The organism is Cronbergia sp. UHCC 0137, from assembly GCF_034932285.1.
GTDB lineage: Bacteria > Cyanobacteriota > Cyanobacteriia > Cyanobacteriales > Nostocaceae > Cronbergia.
Genome location: NZ_JAYGHC010000046.1, coordinates 21843 through 42137, shown reverse-complemented (window position 1 = coordinate 42137; position 20295 = coordinate 21843). Strand labels below are relative to the sequence as shown.

The following is a 20295-nucleotide window of genomic DNA, read 5'->3' as shown; positions in this document are numbered from 1 at the left end:
TTGACAAATAATATAAGTTGCTATTTTAGTTAAAATAAAAGGTGCGTCAGAATCTAAACATTACTGATTTTAGCCTAAATTATTCTGTCTGACGCACCCTACAGACTATAAAATATCCTAGTAAACACAAATTCAAAATCTGATGCACCTTAACCCATAAATTTAACCAATTACAAGTTGCTATAATCAAAACAAACTAAAAAAAATCCTGATATGATCGCCATTCCCCAAGACCCACAAAAAATGACCGTCGAGGAATATCTCGCATGGGAACTTAACCAAGATATTCGCTACGAATACATCAATGGTGAAGTTTTTGCCATGACTGATGGGACAATTCCTCATAATGATATTGCTCTCAATCTTTACAGACCTCTATACTCTCATGTACATCCTCAAGGTTGTCGGGTCAATGTATCAGATGTAAAAGTGCAGGTTAGTCCTCAAAGCCCATATTTTTACCCTGATCTTATCGTTAGTTGTCACCCTGATGACCTCAACGCCCGCAAATTTATTCAAAATCCCAAATTAATTGTTGAAGTCCTTTCTCCTGGTACAATCAGTAAGGATAGAGGAGAAAAATTCACTTATTATCTAACAATCCCCACTTTGCAAGAATATATTTTGATTGATTCTGAAAAAATCTCCGTTGAACGTTACTGTCGGGGAGAGGGAAGAATGTGGCTTTATTATCCCTATAGGACTGGAGACATCATCAGTTTATCAAGTATTGAATTTGAATTTCCTATTGAAATGCTTTATGATGGTGTTGAATTATATTAAGAATAGGAGGAAGGAGTCAGGAGTCAGGAGGAAAATTAGAAGACTAGAAAAATAGTCTTAAATCCGGTCAAGTGATAGGTAAATGAACAGTTTCAACGCTTATTCCTTGCACCTCTTTAAACTCTTGATATATCTAAGTTTTAGCTTTATTAAGCAAGCCTGCATTAATCTGGCAACTTACGTTAATACAAGTGCGATCGCTATAATAATACAGTGTATATTTTGGGAATCTATGGAATCAGCAATAGGCGAAGAAATTATAGCCAATAATCTAAAACAATTTCTGCTAGTTTTGTCCGTTTCTTTAGGAGTAGCCACCTTACCGCAAGTATTTGGTTGGTTTCGTCAGATTCCCTATACTTTGTTATTGGTAGTTGTAGGATTGGGGTTAGCTATAGCTGATGTTCGTCTTGTAACCCTTTCACCTGGCTTGATTTTATTGATTTTTTTACCACCACTGTTATTTGAAGCTGCTTGGAACTTGCACTGGTCAGAATTAAAGCGGGATTGGTTGCCGATTTTATTGTATGCTGTATTTGGGGTATTGATTTCTATTATAGGAGTAGCGATCGCTCTTGATCAATTCGCCAATATTTCCCTACCCATAGCCTTACTCATAGCTGCTAGTTTATCAGCCACAGACCCGGTTTCCGTCACCGCGTTATTTCGGGAATTAGGGGTGGATAGTCGGCTTGTCACCTTAATGGAAGGGGAAAGCCTCTTTAATGATGGCATGGCCGTAGTCGCCTTTGGTTTTTTAGTCGCCTTACCTTTAGGAACCGTACAATTAGGATTACAACCAGTTTTAGTAGAACTTTTCACAGTTGTTGGTATCGGTTTAGGAGTGGGTTGTTTAATTGGTTTTAGTATTTCTTACCTAACCCAACGCTTCGATTTACCAATGGTGGAACAATCTTTAACTTTAGTATCTGCTTACGGAACTTACCTAATTAGCGAAGATTTAGGAGGTTCTGGAGTAATTGGAGTTGTCACCACAGGCTTAATTTTAGGGAACTTTGGTTCTCGCATAGGAATGAACCCCCGCACTCGAATTATTGTTTCCCAGTTTTGGGAATTTTTAGCATTTTTCGTCAATTCCATCGTCTTTTTATTGATTGGCGACCAAATCCGCTTTGCTAATTTAAGAGACAACCTGCAAATCATCATCATCACAGTTATAGCCATGATTTTGATTCGCGCAGTAGCTATATTCATCCTCAGCAGAATTAGTATTAGCCTGACCAAATCAGAAATTTCCTTACCGGAACAGACAATATTATGGTGGGGTGGTTTAAGAGGTTCAGTAGCGATCGCTCTAGCTTTAAGTGTACCCGACATTTTACCAGAACGAGAAGAAATTATTGCTATAGTTTTCGGTGTAGTTCTGTTTACACTCCTAGTTCAAGGCTTGACAATTAAACCGCTATTAGAAAAACTCAACCTATTAGGTGATACTAAATTACGAGAGAGTTATCTAGAATTAGTTGCCCGTGATGTCGCGTTAAGCCGAGTCCTTCAATACTTGCAAGCCGACCAACGCCCAGGAATTGACCAGGAATTTTATCGTTACCAAGAAACCCTAATCAAAGGTGAAATTACAGAACTGCAAATAAAAATCGAAAAACTACAAACCGAATATCCTAACCTTCAAAATACCACAATGGAACTATTTCGAGAAGAATTACTAGCGATCGAAGCAGACACCTACGCCGAATTTGTCAGGGCTGGAAGGTTAAATAAAGAACTTGCACCCATGTTACAACAAGTTTTACAACCAGGAAACGGACTGTAAAACCAATAACTTACATACTTAATCTGTAGTACCTGTAGGGTGTGTCAGACAGAATAATTGAGACTAAAGTGAGTAATATTAAAGTTCTGACGCACCGAAATGAATCTGTAGTACCTGTAGGGCGCGTCAGACAGAATAAGGGACTTCCAAAGAATAAATTATCTGGATTAACGAACCACAGAGGCGCAGAGAACACAGAGGAATGAGGGTTTGAGTGGTCACTGAGCTTGTCGAAGTGAGATTTTTTATTTTGATTCTACAGATTAAATAGGCGGTTAGAAACCGCATCTACACAGACATGGCCACCTCCGTGGGTTTCAAATCCTCAATTTTTTCTGAGTCCGCGCAGGCGGACTTTGTTTGTGTAGCCGCGACTTCCAGTCGCCCAGGCTTAAACCATATTACGATACACCCAACTTATTCAACTCAACAGCCCGTCGTCGTGGTACATCATAAACCATAAAATCATGAGCCATATCCGTCTTAGGGAAGATAGCGCGGGCTTCCCGCAATAAATCCTTCAACTCAATCGCATTACCTGGAGCGTAACGAGGACTAAAATGAGTCATAATTAAACGACGTACCCCCGCAGCATAAGCCGTTTGTGCAGCCATAGTTGTTGTCGAGTGCAAACGCTGAAAAGCCATTTCTGCATCTTGGTGGGCAAAAGTCGCCTCATGAATTAGTACATCTGCATCTTCAGCCAATTGCACCGCCCCATCACAATATATAGTATCTGTACAGTAGGCAATCTTCCGCCCAATTTCCGTTGGTCCACATAATTCTCGACCATCAATTACCCGCCCGTCTTCCAGCGTCACAGTTTCCCCCCGCTTCAGTTGACCATAAATCGGACCAGAAGGGATTTGTAGCGCCTTAGCCTTTTCAATATCAAAACGTCCCTGTCGGTCTTTTTCGGTGACGCGGTAGCCGAAAGCCGTAATGCGGTGATGTAGTAAACCACAAGTTACAGTAAACTCATCATTTTCGTAAATTACCCCCGGACGCACGACGTGGACTTTAATCGGGTAAGAAAAGTGAGTATGGGAATAACGAGAAGCAGCTTGGAGATAATCATTTAATCCAGAAGGACCATAGATATCAATCCGTTGCACATTTCCAGCCAAACCGCAACTAGCTAGTAGTCCCATTAAACCAAAAATGTGGTCGCCGTGCAGATGGGTGATAAAAATTCGGGACAGTTGACTACTTTTCAGTTCACTCCGCAAAAGTTGATGTTGAGTTCCTTCTCCGCAGTCAAACAGCCACAATTCTGCCCGTTGTGGTAGTCTCAGGGCGACACTAGAAACATTGCGTGACCTTGTGGGTACACCAGAACTCGTCCCTAAAAAAGTTATCTGCACGGCGTTGATTAGCCTTCCTCTTGCTCAATACGATGCTCTTCTCTCTATATTGGCACGATTTTTGAGCAATTAACCAAAAAGCACTGCTCACACCAGTTAAGTTAAGGTGAAATCTTTGTCCCACAGTTATTTTAACCCTGTTTTTGGCAAGGGAAGAGGAGATTTTAGTTTAGTAAAGCCGGGGTGGGGTAATAATTTATCTTTTTCAGCCACTTCTGAAATTATATATAGCAATTCTAAATCAGTTATGAATAACAAGTCCTGGATCTAAATCTCTCAGTGTTTGCAAATCAAATAGGATTGCTATATGTGTAGAAACAAACTGCTCACTGAGGATTCAAATAAATAAAATAAAATGTCAGCCGATATGACCAGAAAATTAATTCTGAAGCCAATATGTCGCTACAAGTCGAATTTTGTTTTCTATAGTGATAACAACAACTCAAACAGAGTTGAAAAAACGAACAAATTAAGGAGAAAAGGAATGTTTATTACAGATTTGGCTTACTTGGAAGATGCTTCTCAAGAAATCGTTGCTGATGTTAAAGGTGGACAAGACATCAACGTTGGTGTTTTCGGACTAGCTAATCTGTTCGCTGGCAATACATCAATTATAGCGAACATAGAAGACGTTGAAGCAATTGTATTTGGTTTTAATCAGTAACCTAGTTACAATTAAAAGTTGATTCGAGTGTAAATTACACACTTTCATCAAAATAGCATTTCTGAAATTAGGCTCAATTATGAGTTAAATCTAGAAATGCACTAACAGCAAATATTTTTTATAAGAAGTAAAGAAAATTTGCTGAAAATAATAGGGTGTATTCAACGGAATGTTGCATATACCCTATTTTTATTATTTTAAATATACTACACATAAATCTAGTTTAATATTTTAAATTACTTGCGTAATAAGTTAGGGAAATATTTGTCTCTTACAAAATGAAGTGCGGAAGGTTACTTATATAGGAATCCTGTTTGAACTTTGAAAATATACTGAGACTTAAATCTCTATAGAATAAGGGTTTTAAGATCAAACTCGTCTGAAGTATAAAAATCTGGTCAACATGGCTAGAAAAATTAATATTCAAGCCAATATGTCCTTGCAAGTTACATTTACTTGTTTATAGTGGTCATAACAACTCAAACAGAGTTACCAAAAACACATCACAAGGAGAAAAGTAATGATTATTTCTGACTTACAATATTTGGAAGATACTACTCAAGATATTGATGCAGATCTTCAAGGTGGCTCATTTACTTTCAACATCAACATAGGAGCTATTATTATCGGTAGTCGTGTTAATAACAGTATTTTCATAGGACAAAACTCTTCACTTTTTACTAACTTTGTTAGAAGATGGAGATGATCAAAGTCTAAATGAGACGTTTTTGAAATCAAGCTTAATTATAAGTTGAATTTGGGAATATCTTGATCTAAAATCTTTTTTTAAAGACAGATTTTTGTACCAAAATATAGAGCATCTATTTTATACTGTATGCTCTATTTTACTATGATTAATACAAGAGGTTATTTGAAAACCTTTCTTATGGGATTTAATACTTTAGGACTTATGCACTGTACAAAAGGCAGATGATATCTATGAATGAAATTTCCTATTAGTGCGGTGCGTCAGATAGATAAAATCTGTTGTATCCTAAATTATTGCGTCTGACGTGGTTGGTGAGCTTGCCGAACCACACCCTACAAGAGATAAAATCTATAACCCTGATGTAATAGATTCTGTCAATATACTTCTGAACTATCCTGATAAAGATAGTCTTTGAAAAAATTATCTTATTTAACATCCTCTAAAGCTGGTGTTTATTGTCACAACCAAAACCCAAAATAAAATACTTTGATAAAAGTATAACAAGATTAATTGATAAACTGCGTAAGTTCTATTTATATAGATAGATATTTGTATTCCAAGGGGTTACATACCCTTGACAAGATTATCTAAAAGTGAGTATTATCTTGCCCTATATATCAAAATAAAAAGTAGTTGCATAAAGATGATTTATCTTGATGTCGTGAAATCAAAATCATCAAGTTAAAAAGGCGTAAAATAATTAGAATTTAGCCTTGGCTATCAGCCATTAATTTTGTTGAACTACTAATAACTAAATGTTTACCTAAAATCAAAAACTGCATCACAACTGAAATTACATACCTTCAGTTAATTGATGCTGCATACAATTTTGTAAAACTTGGTTTTAAGGAGATTATGAAAAATATTTTAAAAGCTGACAGAAATGGGTTTTTAGAAAAAGAAAGCAATTACCGTCAATTGTTATCTAATATTCTTTTGAACTTGTTTCCGGGAAATGATGATTTGGTGCTTAAATTTAGCCAGGAATTTGAACTGTCTGAATTTGAACTAGGAGATGTTGTCGGAAATTCAAATGGTTGTTATATTGTTTGCCAGGGTCAGGTGCGGTTAGTCGGTTTTGATATAATTGCCCATAAAGAAGTAGCCGCATCCTTGCTAGAAGTAGGAGAAAGCTATGGTGCAGATGAACTATTTAACGATCGCTCTTTATCATTATTACCTTATCGCGCGATCGCTGCTGGGGATGGTATAGTAGGCTTTATTACCTTAACCCAACTGGAAGAATGGTGCGATTCCTGCGGAGCGCTTCGCTATCGCTTACCCCAACTATCAGACCACTTTAATCGCGTCGTATCTGCCCGACAAACCCTCCTATTCTTCAAAACCGCCGTCAAACTCCAAAAATCCGCCAAAGTCCCCCTCAAGCTCTCTAGTCACAGGCTCAAGGAAATATTACCCTACATAGTCCCAGTTAAAATTCCTGCCGGTTCAACCCTAGCTGAATTAACAACTGGAAGGTTCTGGCTGCGTCAAGGTAAAATTCATAGTCCAGAAACACCACCGGACATCGGTGACAGTTGGGGATATCCTCAACCCACACCAACCGACTGGATAGCCGAAACAGATTTAATATTATACAACTTACCCAGAGAAAATTGGGAAATAGTTCAAGCGATCGCACCCCAATTATTAAGTGAATCTTCCGAAAAAGAAGTTAAAAACACCCTCCACCGTCGCCAACCGACCGCACCACCAAAACCCATAAGTCTCCCTCCCGCCCCAATCACCGACACAGACTCCCAACAAATCCTCTTTCCCCTGCCAAAAAAACAACGCCGTCCCCTACTAGCAAAACGCTATCCATTCATTCAACAACAAAGCACTGCTGACTGTGGACCCGCTTGTTTAGGCATGATCTCCCAATATTGGGGTAAAAAATTCAGCATCAATATGTTGCGTAATCTAGCAGCAGTGGGACTTGAGGGAGCATCTTTAAAAAACCTCGCCACCGCCGCCGAAACCATAGGATTTCAGTCTAGACCAGTGCGAGCCAGTTTCAACCGCCTAAGCGATCAAAAACATCCTTGGATTGCCCATTGGCGAGGAGATCACTATGTAGTTGTCTATGGTATCCAAAAGAATCGCGTCATTATTTCAGATCCAGCCATAGGACGATGCAAAATTACATTACAAGAGTTTCAAGATAGTTGGACTGGATACGCCATACTCCTAACTCCCACACCTCAATTTAAAAACATACCCACTTCTAAACCTTCATTGGGGCGATATTGGGGTGCCGTTGCACCTTATAGTTCCATGCTTTGGCCTATCTTAATTGCATCTGTATTATTGCAAGTATTTGGTCTAGTTACTCCCCTATTTACTCAGATTATTCTTGATCAGGTAGTAGTCCACAAAAGCTTAAATACCTTACAAGTTATGTCTGTTGGATTGTTGGTATTTAGTGTTTGGCGAATTGCTTTGGTGAGTATTCGTCAGTATATGCTAATTAATTTCTCCAATCGCGTAGATTTAACTCTTGTTAGTGGTTTTATCCGTCACGCGCTGAATTTACCTCTCAAGTTTTTTGCAACCCGTCATGTTGGCGATATCATTACCCGCGTTCAAGAAAATCATAAAATCCAGTCATTTCTCACCCGTCAAGCCATAGCAGTTTGGTTAGATGTGCTAACTGCAATTGTTTATCTATTTTTGATGATTTATTACAATTGGTATTTGACTTTATTGGTGCTGTTAGTGCTGTTACCAATTATTGTTTTAACTATGCTTGCTAGTCCCATGTTGCGCCAAACATCGCGGGAAATTTTTAACGAATCTGCTAAACAAAATTCTTCGTTAGTCGAAATGATTACTGGGGTGGCTACAGTCAAAGCCTCGGCTGCGGAACAGGAATTACGCTGGTTATGGGAAGATCATTTAACATCTTTCTTGAATGCTCAATTTCGTGGTCAAAAACAAGCTATTGGATTACAAGTAATTAGCGGATTAATTAATACTGTAGGCAGCACGGTCTTACTTTGGTATTCAGCTACATTAGTAATTCAAGACCAACTTACTATCGGTCAATTAGTAGCTTTTAATATGTTAATTGGTAACGTAACTCAACCGATTTTATCTTTAGTGGATCTTTGGGATGAGTTGCAAGAAGTAATGGTTTCTGTCGAAAGATTGGATGATGTATTTACCACTCAGCCAGAAGAAAGTCCAGATAATTTGATGTTAGTTCTGCCTAAATTGCATGGTGAATTAAAGTTTGAAAATGTAACTTTTCGCTATGCTAATGATGATGAACATAATATTTTACAAAATATTTCCTTTACAGCCTCACCTGGTCAAACTATTGCTATTGTTGGTCGTAGTGGTTCTGGTAAAAGCACCTTGGTTAATCTTGTCCAAGGTTTATATCATCCCACAACTGGCAAAATCTTAATTGATGGACATGATATCCGTCATGTTTCACCGCAGTCGTTACGTCGTCAATTAGGGGTAGTTCCACAGGAATGTTTTTTATTTTCTGGGACGATTTTAGAAAATATTACCTTGTATCGCCAAGAATTTAATTTAGACCAGGTAATAGAAGCGAGTAAATTAGCAGAAGCACACGCTTTTATTCAAAGTTTACCATTGGGATATAATACAAAAGTAGGTGAACGGGGTTCTAGTCTTTCCGGTGGACAACGACAAAGAATAGCGATCGCTCGGGCTATTTTACACAATCCTCAAATTTTAATTTTAGATGAAGCTACCAGTTCCCTAGATACGGAATCAGAACGACGCTTCCAACAAAATCTACGCCGCATTAGTCGCGTTAGCGAAACTTCTATCAAGGAAGCTCGTACTACTTTAATTATTGCTCACCGTCTCTCAACAGTCCGTCATGCTGACAGCATTATTGTACTAGATAAAGGGGTAATTGTTGAACATGGTAATCACGAAGAACTAATAAATGCACGCGGTCTTTACTATCATCTTTTGCAGCAACAAATTGATATGTAAATTCTTCAAAATCGTGTCAATTTGGCTGGTAAATTAGCTTAAAAATAGTAGGATATATATAGATAAAAACAAAAAAGTAAGTTGCTAATCAGGCAAATTGTCTGAATCAGGATGTCCAGGATTAAAGGATGAACAGGATGAAAGTTGAGATTTTATTACCAATTAACCAATTACCAACCCCAATTCAATAACTAACAACTTGAGTTATTATCTATCTTCATCAATTAATTCAAATTTCCTCTACAATGGCTATATCTACCTGGTTAGTAAAACCATAGAACTAATATTTGAATTTTGAAGTATGGCTATGCCTTAGAAAACCATTTTGGTTGTTTTCAAATATCATTTAAGATTCTTATGGATGGGAAAAGTTCTAAATTGAGGCAACTTCCATGAAACTAAAATCTAATTTTCAAAGTTCACATCACAGAGCAGATTTGGTTTATGGAGGTGCAGCTACATCTGTAAAAGTTCCTCCCAATCAACCTACTAATTTATCAGATCGTCAATCTCCAAATAGTTTAACAACAGGAATAGATGTTTCAACTATTTCTCAACCTGCTAAATGGTCTACATCACTACAAACTGTTCTTGATCAACCCCCTTCATCTCTTCCTTCCCAAATGGTTGCGGGTGGAATAATCTTTTGTATCATCATTGGGACTTGGGCAAACTTTGGACAGTTTGATGAAATAGGTAAAGCCAGAGGGCAATTAGTTCCTCAAGGAGAAACCTATAAAGTTCATCCTGTAATTGCCGGCAAAGTTGCCAATGTTAATGTTAAAGAAGGGCAAATAGTTAAAGCCGGACAGGTATTAGTAGAATTAGATCAGGAGATTGTACTAAATGAAATTGAGAGATTAAAACAAGAACGCACAGCCTACCAAATTCAAGTAAGTCAAACAGAAAATTTGATTGAAAAAACCAGTTTGGAAGCTAAGACTCGCATTGCTATTAATGATGCTGTGATTCAAGGTCAACAGGCAAATATTAACCAAGTTCTAGCCAAAATTCAAAGTCATAAAGTAGCGATCGCTCAAGGTAAAGAAAGAGTCAGTATCAGCCAAGCGTTACTGCGTCAATTATATACAGATGCCACCGCCCAAACAGAAAGATTGCAAAGACTAGAATCTCTAGTTAAACAAGGTGCATTGTCCCAAGATCAACTGTTTCAAGCACAACAAAATTTTAGCGATCGTCAGCGTACTATTACCCAACAAACAGGTGAAATTCAACAAAATTTATCAGAATCACAACGATTGCAAATAGACTTACAACAAACCCTAGCAGATTTACAACGATTACAAGCTGAATTAACCCAAAGACAAGCAGAAGCTAAAACAGTACAGATACAATCTGTCCAATCTATTCAGCAACTACAAGTAGAAAAAACCCAATTACAAGCCAAAGTTCAGCAAACTGAAAAGCTACTCCTAGAAGCACAAACCAGGTTAAGATATCACACACTCACTGCCCCTATTGCAGGAATACTTTTATCACTCAATATCAGCAATAGTGGAGAAGTAATTCAAACTGGACAAAACATAGCTGAATTAGCCTCCGAAAATGCACCATTAATTCTTAAAACTACTTTACCAACCCAAGAAGCAGGTTTTATCAAAGTAGGAAATACAGCGAAAATAAAATTTGATGCCTACCCTTTTCAAGATTATGGTATTATTGCCGGGAAAGTAATCTCCATTTCTCCCAATACCAAACCCGATGAAAAATTAGGTGCAATATATCAAGTAGAAATTGAACTAGATCGCAACTATGTCAAAGCAAATGATCAAACTATCAAATTTAAGCCTGGACAAACAGCTACTGCGGAAATTATTATCCGTCGCCGACGTATTGCAGATATCATATTTGAACCACTGAAAAAACTGCAAACAGATGGAGTTAATTTATAAGTTTTAGGTTATTTATACCATAGTGCTTGCCATAATTTTATTCCTTAACTTTGTATACCTTATCAAACCTGATCATGAACTACCACACCTCTCCTCTACAAAAAAGTGTCCAACACCCTATTACTTCTGAACAATTAAATCAAGTTATTGCGGCCATTACTGAAGGTAGATATTCCTGGGCTTGTGTTTTAATTTTGCGTTTTGTTGGCTACAATCCACTTCATTTTATCCCTCAACGCACTTATAGCCGATTAATGAAAGAATATAGACAAATAGCAAATTCCTCCAATCATCAAAATCCGTCTCCATCTGTTAGCAAAATCAATGATTTAGAATATTTAGAAATCTCTAACAAAAAACAGGCTAGTCTCCGAGGTGGCAATACAGCAATTTATTGGCAATCAATCAAGACTTCGTAGTTTATAAGAGTCTATAAGTAGTCTATAAGGTGGGCATTGCCCACCCTACTTTGATTGAGATCATTTGTAATCTATAGTAGTCTGTAGTCTGTAGGGTGCGTCAGACAGAATAATTTGGGTTACAACCACTAATGTTAAGATTCTGACGCACCTTAATTGATCTAAAATGTCAGACAAAATAATTTGGACTAGAATCATTAATTTTAAAATTCTGATGCACCTTAATCTTAATTAAGCTCAAAAAGCAACTTACATTAGTAACAAATATGATTGAATTTAAAGGTGAAAATATTTACCCCGAAGAAGTTATTACATATCTGAAAAAAAACTTGCAAATTAAAGAAGTATGTAATAATATTCTATACCAAAAAATTATCACTCAAGCAGTCAAAGAAAGAGATATAAATATCACACCAGAAGAAATTCAAGTTGAAGCCGATAGAATACGTTATGAAAATCGGTTAGTCAAAGCTAACGATACTTTAGCATGGTTAACAGATCAGCTAGTTTTACCGAACGACTGGGAAAATGGTATTCGTGATATTCTGTTGACTAAAAAATTAGCTGAAAGTTTATTTGCTAAAGAAGTAGAGAAATATTTTCTAGAAAATCAGCTTGATTATGATCAGTTTTTACTATATCAGATAGTTGTTCCATATCCACAATTAGCACAAGAAATTTGTTACCAAATTCAAGAAGGTGAACTCAGCTTTTATGATGCTGCTCACATTTATGATATTGATGAAAGACGAAGAAAACACTGTGGTTATGAAGGCCAATTTTCTCGTTGGAATTTAAAGCCTGATGTAGCCTCTGTTGTATTTAATGCCAAACCAAAAGATGTACTAGATCCCTTAATTATTGACCAAAAAAGTTACATTTTGATGGTAGAAGAATTTATTCCGGCTGAATTAACTCCTCAAAGACATCAGGAAATTTTAGATAAAATGTTCAAAGAATGGTTAGCAGCAGAGTTAAATTATTTATTACACGCATAACTACCTCCCTTGTCATCCAAGTCTAGATATTTTAATCTTTCCAAGAGCGATAAGTAGGTGGGTGCAAATAAACATAACTATGTGAATAAAAATTAACAAGGCTAAAACCCCCCTTCCCCCCTCTCACAAGAGTAGGTATTTTACATTGTCGTAAGGGCAAGACTTGGGGGACAAGGTAGACAAGGCGACAAGGGAGGAAAACTGTACAAAGAATGTACGATTGGTCACAAAAACTGAAGCTCAACAGACCATTTCTTGTATAAAATCTTCCTTGTCTACAATACCTCCTTGTCTTCCAAGTCCTGCCTTCACAGATAATATTAAAAACCTACACCTGTCAGAGGGGAGGCAGGGGGGTTAGGTTTCTAATATCTATTAGTTTCATATAATACTTTTCAAACGACCTCTAAATTCAGAAGTGGCACAGTTGATTTATACCGCGAGAACAAAGGCCGGGTTAACACAGAAACATCTGGCTGAACTTATTGGTACAAAACAGCCCGTGATTGCACGGCTTGAAGATGCTGATTACGAAGGACACTCCATTTCAATACTGCAAAAAATCGCTTACGCTCTCAATCAACGGGTAGTAATTGAGCTTGCCCCAATAGAACATGAACAAAGTGCATAGGGCGTTTTAAGTAGGTAGGTAGGTAAAATTAATTGCACATTTTTTAAACCATCAAAAATCTCTGTTCCGTGTTACCTGTTCCCTCTCCTCTATGCCAATTGGGGGAGTCGTCGATTAAACATTTGTGAAAAAGTTCGTTTTTTTTAGCATTTTGGGTATATATATTTGTAGAACAAGAGTTTTAGAGTAACGTGTTTGACTATTCAAATATCCTTTAAAACATCCACAAATTATTTTAAGTAATTGAATATGCCAGCTAAAATTACACTGACGATTATCCAAGGTAGACTTTCGGGAAAACAATATATTTTTGATTCTCGTACAACTTGTATTATTGGCAGAAAAGAAGATTGCTATCCCCGATTACCTAACGATCTTGAACATGATACAATTTCTCGTTATCACTGCTTACTAGATATTAATCCTCCAGATATTCGAGTCCGAGATTTTGGCAGTTTAAACGGAACTTATATTAATGGGGGCAAAATTGGTCAAAGAGAAAGTCACCAAACACCAGAACAAGCAGATAGATCCCATTGTTTAGAGTATGATTTACAGCATGGTGACGAAATAAAATTAGGTGATACAGTCTTTAAAGTAGCAATTGAAGTTGAACAGCAAATTATTCAAAGTTCTACTCCTAATTTTATTAGTGATCAAGAACCAAGGGATAGACCAAATTTTTTAGTAATAATTAAACGTCTTTTAGCTTTAGCAGATCAAGGCGATTTTGATTTAAAAATATTACATGGTTACAATACAGTTAAATTACTGGGTAAAGGTAGATTTGGTGATGTTTATTTAGTTCAACATCCAGAAACTAATAAATATCTAGTTTTAAAAGTAATGTCACCTGTAGTAACTGCCCAAGCAGCATCCGTACAAACATTTTTGTACCAAATCGAAAACATGAAAGTTTTACAGCATCCAAACTTAGTGCAGTTGTACAATTATGGATATGCAGAAAAACTTTTCTTTTTAATTATGGAATATTATGAAGAGGGGACTGTTTATGATTTAATGCAGCAGTTAGGAGGAAAGATACCTGTAGACATAGCTGTAGATATTATTATTCAAGTTTTAGATGGGTTAATACATACCCATAATGCCGAGATTCCTTTTATGGAATTAGCTAATGTTACAGTTGGAAAAGGTAGGGGTTTGGTTCATAGAAATTTAAAACCAACTAATATTTTACTCAGAAGAAACAATGATAAATTTATAGCTGCTATAGGTAACTATGGATTAGCTAAAGCCTTTGATTTAGCTGGTTTAAGTGGTCAAACTCTGACCAAAAAAACAGCAGGTACACCAGGGTTTATTCCCCGTCAGCAGGTAATTGATTTTAAAAGGGCTAAACCAGATGTAGATGTGTGGGCAACGGCGGCTTGTTTATATAATATGCTAACAGGATATGTTCCCCGCAATTTTACCGCAGATCCTTGGTTGTCGGTTTTGCAAAATAATCCTGTTCCCATTCAAAATCGTGATGCAAATATTCCAGCGAAGTTGGCAAAAGTGATAGATTTGGCATTGATAGAAAAGCCACAAATTCATTTCCAGAGTGCAGCAGAATTTAAGGAAGCATTGTTGAGTTGTTAATTAGATATCTCTGGGAAAAAATGCAGAAATGTTCCATGGTATGTCTCTATACTCCTTAGATGGTATGTATGAATAAAGTTGTCTAGTTTCAGGTTTTTGTCATCCCATATTAGTGCGGTGCGTCAGATAGAAAAAATCTATTTTATGCTAACTTATCGGGTCTGACGCACCCTACAAAAGGTAAAATTCATAATTTATATTTAATAGATTCTATTAAGGCGTAACTTGTAAATATAAGGGTTTGAGATGGCTACATCAGCTTCATAATGATGAAAATACCTTAATCTTGTGTAAGTCTTAATTTCTTATCCCTGTCCCTTTGGTTGTAACTTGATATTTGACCCCTTCTTGTGGGAGGGTTTAAAAAAGTCTAATTATTTTCAGTTACCTTGAACGATAAACTACGACGACGATCTAAAATTACACTGTTATCGGCAAACACATAGCAAATTAATTTCAGTGTATGGCGCGTCAACGCTCGATTTTTTCATTGATTCTAGTATTATTAGCAACTTTCCTGTTCAGTTGTGGCAGCCCTAGTGTAGCAACTGCACCTCCATCGTACACACCTGCTCAATTGGCTAAAATTGAGGGGTATGTTCCTGATGTTCAGGTTGTGCGCGATCGCGCTGATGAACTTAACAGCTTGATTCAAAATGGTGAATGGATCAAAGTTGGTAATTTCATTCATGGACCAATGACAGAAGCTAGATTGAATATGACTTATATCATCCCCAATCTAGACCCCCAAGATCAACCTAAAGCACGTCAAATTACAAAGGATTTGTTTAACCACCTGGTTAAAATCGATCAGGCTGCTACAGTCGGGAATACTGACAGGGCTTTAAGTAACTACAAAGATGTTATTGTAGATATTGATAAATTCCTGCAATTACTTCCTAAAACTAGCAGTTAAGTTGAAGATTAAAGCTTTAATCCTGCATTTGTAACAAAATCCCAGGGTGAGGGGGTGATAGGCTGAAGGAAATAATTCTTCACTTTTTACCCCTTACTTCTCAAAAGCCATGAATGTAGTGATTGTCGGTTGTGGTATAGTTGGGGCGGCGATCGCATATCAACTCAGCGAAGTTAAAGGTTTAAATATTACTGTTTTTGACCAAAAACCCCCAGCACAAGCTTCCACTGGCGCTGCCCTTGGTGTGTTAATGGGAGTAATTAGTCATAAAATTAAGGGTAAAGCTTGGCAAATGCGCCAATCTAGTATTCAACGTTATGAAACTTTGATTCCTGAACTGGAGGCTTTAACTGGTCGGAAAATCCCTTATAATCGTCAGGGAATTTTGATGCTGTTGTCAGAAAACCCAGAACAACCTCTAGAAAGTGGGGTGGAGGTGCTTTCTGATTGGGAACAATTGCGAGATGTTCGTAAATTGCAAGGTTGGGAATTGCAGGTTTGGGAAAATCAGCAACTCCAGCAATATTGTCCCCAAATTAATCATCCTAATATTATTGGTGCAGTTTATTCTCCCCAAGACCGTCAACTTAATCCTACTGCTTTAACTTTAGCTTTGGTGGATGCGGCCCAACGCAGAGGTGTTAATTTTAAATTTGGTGTGGCTGTTCAGAGTTTAGAAAAAGCCGATACTGAAAATTTGGCAGAAGTCAAAAAATGTACTTTTATTGAAACTACAGAAGGTAAATTTCCGGCTGATTGGTTGGTTGTGGCTGCTGGTTTGGGTTCAACATTATTAACGACTCAATTAGTGAATATTCGTCCTGTTTTAGGGCAAGCTTTGTATTTGAGTTTAGGACATATTTTAGGAAATCCGAATTTTCAACCTGTGATTACTGGTAATGATGTACATATTGTGCCGATGGGTGGTGGTGATTACTGGGTGGGAGCTACGGTACAATTCCCAGATGAAGAGAATCAGATTTTACCAAAACAGGATTTGTTGGCATCGGTGAGAAAACAAGCGATCGCTTTCATTCCCGATTTAGCCTCAGCCAAGATTCTCCGCACCTGGTCAGGTTTACGTCCCCGTCCCGAAGGCAGACCAGCACCAGTGATTGACAAGTTGCCAGGTTTTAGTAATGTTCTTTTAGCTACGGGACACTATCGCAATGGTGTTTTACTCGCACCTGCCACAGCCTCGGCAATTTGTGAGATGATCAATCCTGTAAATGCAATTTAAACTAGATTATTTTTCAACTAATTCTCCTTTTAAATATCTATGAATAATATCTTCAGCCAAGCTAGAAACAGATTGACCAAACTGATTAGCTAAATCATAAATTCTAGTGGTATCTTCCATAGATATTTTAACTTCTATTTTCTGCCTAGCAAGCTGATTTTTGGCATAACTTTGAAATCGCTTAATTTCTTCTTCAACATTAGGGACGCTGACCCATTCATCATTTTCAATACTTTCTAGTAATTCACGTTCCTCTTGATCTAACTTTAAAGCTACAGTGAGTTGATCAATAGTCATATTGTCAAAATCTAAATTGTGCATTTTTTTAACCTCGTAAGTATGCGATCGCCTAACCAGCCTAAAAATAAATTAAAATTACAGCGATCGCTGTACATCTGCTACCTATTTGTAAGATGATAAAAGTGTCCCAAATAGGAAAGTATTGTGTCAATAAAAGAACATAAGATAACTGTAAATTCTTTAGAATGGTTTTATCGAGAAGCTGAACCAATTGGTGAAACTGACCTATTGCCCGTGTTGTTGCTCCACGGCATTGTTTCCCAAAGTTATAGTTGGAGAAATATTATACCAGCTTTAGCCAAGCAAGGAACAAGAGCGATCGCTCCCGATTGGATTGGTTACGGTTATTCTGCCAAACCAGAAAAACGGGACTTTGCCTATACCCCCGACGCATTTATTACAGCTTTAGGTGAATTTGTCAATACCCTAGAAATAAAACGTTTTTCCCTAGTTGTACAAGGCTTTTTAGGTTCTGTTGGCTTACAATATGCCTTACGTCATCCCGAACAAATTGCCAATATCGTCATTTTAAATACACCCATTTCTCCATCTGTCAAATTACCTTGGAAAATTCAACAAATGGGTTTACCAATAGCAGGGGAAATAATGACTCAAGACCCCTTATTAGTTGATAGAACCTTAGAAGGTGGTAGTTGTTACCGCGTCGAAGATAAAGATTTAGATGTTTATCGTAGACCATATTTAAAGACATCCGCATCTGGTCGCGGACTTCTCGCTACAATTCGCAACTTACAACTATCCCAGTCCATGACAGAAATTGAATCAGGTTTTAAACAATGGCAACAACCAATTTTAATACAATGGGGAATGAATGATCCTTGGTTATCTGTAGATATGGCGGAAAGTTTTGCCAATTCTGTACCCAATGCCGAGTTAATTAAACTTAACAACGTCGCCCATTATCCCCAAGAACACTATCACGAAACAATTCTGCAAGACCTATTACCCTTTATCCGTCGTAGTCAGAACAAATAAATCTGGTCTGAATACATGAAAACTGGCATATTAGTAGAGTGCGTCAAATTCAATAATTTCAACAACAATAGACATCTCTGATAAAAAATGTAGAGACGTTTAATAGAACCCCTTTACAAAGGTTCTAGAAAACACACGTTTAATTTCGGAGATATCTCATCTAGGACTTACCCAAAAAACCTCTCAAACTCTTATTTCTCTGTGTCCTCTGCGTCCTCTGCGGTTAGATACTCCGTAACTCGTACGTAAGTCCTATAATCAATAAACTTGAGAAATCTGACGCACTGTAAAACTGCAATGCTGTAATCATATTAATTACAAGCATCTAACAGTTACTCTACAACAAATTAAAAAAGGTAGGTTACGATTCATGGCTTATTCTTGGTTTAAAGCGTTTCATATTGTTGGGTTTGTTGTTTGGTTTGCTGGGTTATTTTACTTGGTACGTCTTTTTATTTACCATGTTGAAGCTAACCAAGAACCAGAACCCGCAAGAACAATACTGAAAAATCAGTATCAAATCATGGAAAAGCGTCTTTACGACATTATTACCACCCCAGGAATGTTTGTAACGATCGCTATGGCAGTGGGTATAATTTCCACAGAACCAGATGTTTTAAAAGAACCTTGGTTACACTTTAAACTTTTGTGTGTTGCCCTCTTAATTGGCTATCATCATTACTGCGGTCGGTTAATGAAACAATTAGCCAAAGGTGAATGTGGTTGGAGTGGTCAACATTTGCGGGCTTTAAACGAAGCACCAACCCTGATGTTAGTGGTGATAGTCATGTTGGCTATATTTAAGAATAATTTGCCCACAGACCTAACTGCATGGTTAATTTTTGGTTTAATTGTTTTCATGGCTGTCAGCATTCAGCTTTACGCCAAAATTCGCAGACGCAATAAAGAAAAGGAATTGGAACAACTAAATCAAGTTCCTCAAGCCCAAAGTTAACGGGGTATAAAGTAGAGATGTTTTGGCGTAACATCTATAGAATTTACACCAGAAAACGCCAAAAATATATTATCAAAAAACCACATTTTTTGTAGAGGGTAATTTATAAATTACCCCTACTTTCGTTACGTTTTGCGTAAGTCGTGATAATATGCTGTAGGCGATCGCTTTCTAACCACAGTACAAAATAATTTATTCCTCCATTTCGAGTAAAACAGTCCAGATTATGGATGCTGACGCAGCCATTTCTGTTCCACGCATACATCACCAGTATCTCCCTGATGTTTTACGGGTAGAACCTTGGGTTAGTGACTGAAGATGGTGAAAGTTCTCCTAAAGGCTTTGATTCTGCACAGTTGACTCTGCATAAACACTACCACCAAACTCGCTAGACCTGGCACTGGGTACTAATGTCCAACCTGCTTTTAAGAGTTTTTGGTAAGTAGCCCAACCCTTAGAACCACCAGGAATTTGATAATCTGGAACTGCAAATTGAGGAAAGGTGGTATGAGGTCGCCAAGGTTGGCCAGGGGCGATTTGCAAATACAAAATCTTTTCACCATCGCCGCTAGACTTAGATAACCAGCACATTTGTCGATGCATGGTAAACTCCTTTGCATTTAGCTTATGTTGCATAATGACAGCCTTTTGTCAAGTGCTGCCTCAATCTTGTGGTATAGTTTGTTGGCTCATTTTGGAGACAACATCATATAGATACTATTCAATGCAGGTAAATTATTTGAAGACTTATACTCCTGTTAATGGCTGTCTGTAAGATAGAAAGACAAAGGGGAACAAAAATTTTTGTCCTTTATTTTTTTGTTTGATGCAAGATTTTTCTAATGTTAACTACGCTTTTCGTGATTGTATGTATCAAGCACTACTATTTAAGATAAAAAATACGAAATATATTAATTTATATTACTTATGATTGACTAAAGGTAGAATATAAGTATCGGTTTGCAGGTTTTATCTGTATAACAGTAAACAAAACTTGGTATATTTTTCACCATTCTTCGCTGTCTGAATCAGGAT

The 20295-nt window shown here is 37.2% G+C and carries 17 protein-coding genes; 14 read left to right on the top strand and 3 right to left on the bottom strand.

The window, feature by feature from the left end; genetic code table 11:
* The first annotated feature begins 213 nt into the window (after positions 1–213).
* Together VB711_RS20075 and VB711_RS20070 are read left to right on the top strand one after the other, a co-directional pair.
* The gene (locus VB711_RS20075; RefSeq protein WP_323288036.1) at positions 214–783 is read left to right on the top strand and encodes a Uma2 family endonuclease; all 570 of its coding nucleotides are present in this window, start codon (positions 214–216) and stop codon (positions 781–783) included.
* 232 nt (positions 784–1015) lie between these two features.
* The gene (locus VB711_RS20070) at positions 1016–2575 is read left to right on the top strand and encodes a sodium:proton antiporter (protein ID WP_323288035.1); all 1560 of its coding nucleotides are present in this window, start codon (positions 1016–1018) and stop codon (positions 2573–2575) included.
* Positions 2576–2976: 401 nt separating this feature from the next.
* On the opposite strand, the gene VB711_RS20065 is transcribed toward VB711_RS20070, so the two are convergent.
* On the bottom strand, positions 2977–3939 hold the full coding sequence (locus VB711_RS20065) for a ribonuclease Z (RefSeq protein ID WP_323288033.1): 963 nt from the start codon (positions 3937–3939) through the stop codon (positions 2977–2979).
* Between the two features lie 484 nt (positions 3940–4423).
* Here VB711_RS20065 and VB711_RS20060 point away from each other — a divergent pair, with 484 nt between their 5' ends.
* The 10 genes from VB711_RS20060 (at position 4424) to VB711_RS20015 (ending at position 17009) form a co-directional block, all read left to right on the top strand.
* On the top strand, positions 4424–4603 hold the full coding sequence (locus tag VB711_RS20060) for a hypothetical protein (RefSeq protein ID WP_323288032.1): 180 nt from the start codon (positions 4424–4426) through the stop codon (positions 4601–4603).
* 520 nt (positions 4604–5123) lie between these two features.
* Entirely contained in the window at positions 5124–5309 is a 186-nt protein-coding gene (locus VB711_RS20055) for a hypothetical protein (RefSeq protein WP_323288031.1), read from the top strand.
* Positions 5310–6167: 858 nt separating this feature from the next.
* Entirely contained in the window at positions 6168–9290 is a 3123-nt protein-coding gene (locus VB711_RS20050; RefSeq protein ID WP_323288030.1) for a peptidase domain-containing ABC transporter, read from the top strand.
* A 392-nt stretch (positions 9291–9682) separates the two neighbouring features.
* On the top strand, positions 9683–11203 hold the full coding sequence (locus VB711_RS20045) for an HlyD family efflux transporter periplasmic adaptor subunit (protein ID WP_323288029.1): 1521 nt from the start codon (positions 9683–9685) through the stop codon (positions 11201–11203).
* A gap of 74 nt (positions 11204–11277) precedes the next feature.
* Positions 11278–11622: a HetP family heterocyst commitment protein gene (locus VB711_RS20040; RefSeq protein WP_323288028.1), complete on the top strand. Its 345-nt coding sequence runs from the start codon at positions 11278–11280 to the stop codon at positions 11620–11622.
* 266 nt (positions 11623–11888) lie between these two features.
* A complete protein-coding gene (locus VB711_RS20035; protein WP_323288026.1) occupies positions 11889–12620 on the top strand; it encodes a peptidylprolyl isomerase in 732 nt (243 codons plus the stop codon).
* 427 nt (positions 12621–13047) lie between these two features.
* Positions 13048–13251, top strand: coding sequence for a helix-turn-helix domain-containing protein (locus VB711_RS20030; RefSeq protein WP_416233597.1), 204 nt, complete (start codon positions 13048–13050; stop codon positions 13249–13251).
* A 249-nt stretch (positions 13252–13500) separates the two neighbouring features.
* A complete protein-coding gene (locus VB711_RS20025; protein ID WP_323288024.1) occupies positions 13501–14853 on the top strand; it encodes a protein kinase domain-containing protein in 1353 nt (450 codons plus the stop codon).
* A gap of 463 nt (positions 14854–15316) precedes the next feature.
* A complete protein-coding gene (psbQ, locus tag VB711_RS20020) occupies positions 15317–15769 on the top strand; it encodes a photosystem II protein PsbQ (RefSeq protein ID WP_323288023.1) in 453 nt (150 codons plus the stop codon).
* 109 nt (positions 15770–15878) lie between these two features.
* A complete protein-coding gene (locus VB711_RS20015) occupies positions 15879–17009 on the top strand; it encodes an FAD-dependent oxidoreductase (RefSeq protein ID WP_323288022.1) in 1131 nt (376 codons plus the stop codon).
* A gap of 6 nt (positions 17010–17015) precedes the next feature.
* Here the strand turns inward: VB711_RS20015 and VB711_RS20010 are convergent, their stop codons facing one another.
* Positions 17016–17330, bottom strand: a complete 315-nt coding sequence (locus VB711_RS20010) for an antitoxin (RefSeq protein ID WP_323288021.1) — start codon at positions 17328–17330, stop codon at positions 17016–17018.
* A 123-nt stretch (positions 17331–17453) separates the two neighbouring features.
* On the opposite strand from VB711_RS20010, the gene VB711_RS20005 reads away from it, so the two are divergent.
* Positions 17454–18305, top strand: a complete 852-nt coding sequence (locus tag VB711_RS20005) for an alpha/beta fold hydrolase (RefSeq protein WP_323288020.1) — start codon at positions 17454–17456, stop codon at positions 18303–18305.
* A gap of 370 nt (positions 18306–18675) precedes the next feature.
* The gene (gene hemJ, locus VB711_RS20000) at positions 18676–19260 is read left to right on the top strand and encodes a protoporphyrinogen oxidase HemJ (protein ID WP_323288019.1); all 585 of its coding nucleotides are present in this window, start codon (positions 18676–18678) and stop codon (positions 19258–19260) included.
* Between the two features lie 333 nt (positions 19261–19593).
* Here the strand turns inward: hemJ and VB711_RS19995 are convergent, their stop codons facing one another.
* Positions 19594–19863 carry a hypothetical protein gene (locus VB711_RS19995; RefSeq protein WP_323288039.1) on the bottom strand — a complete coding sequence of 90 codons (270 nt, stop codon included), beginning with the start codon at positions 19861–19863 and terminating at the stop codon, positions 19594–19596.
* Between the last annotated feature and the right edge of the window lie 432 nt (positions 19864–20295).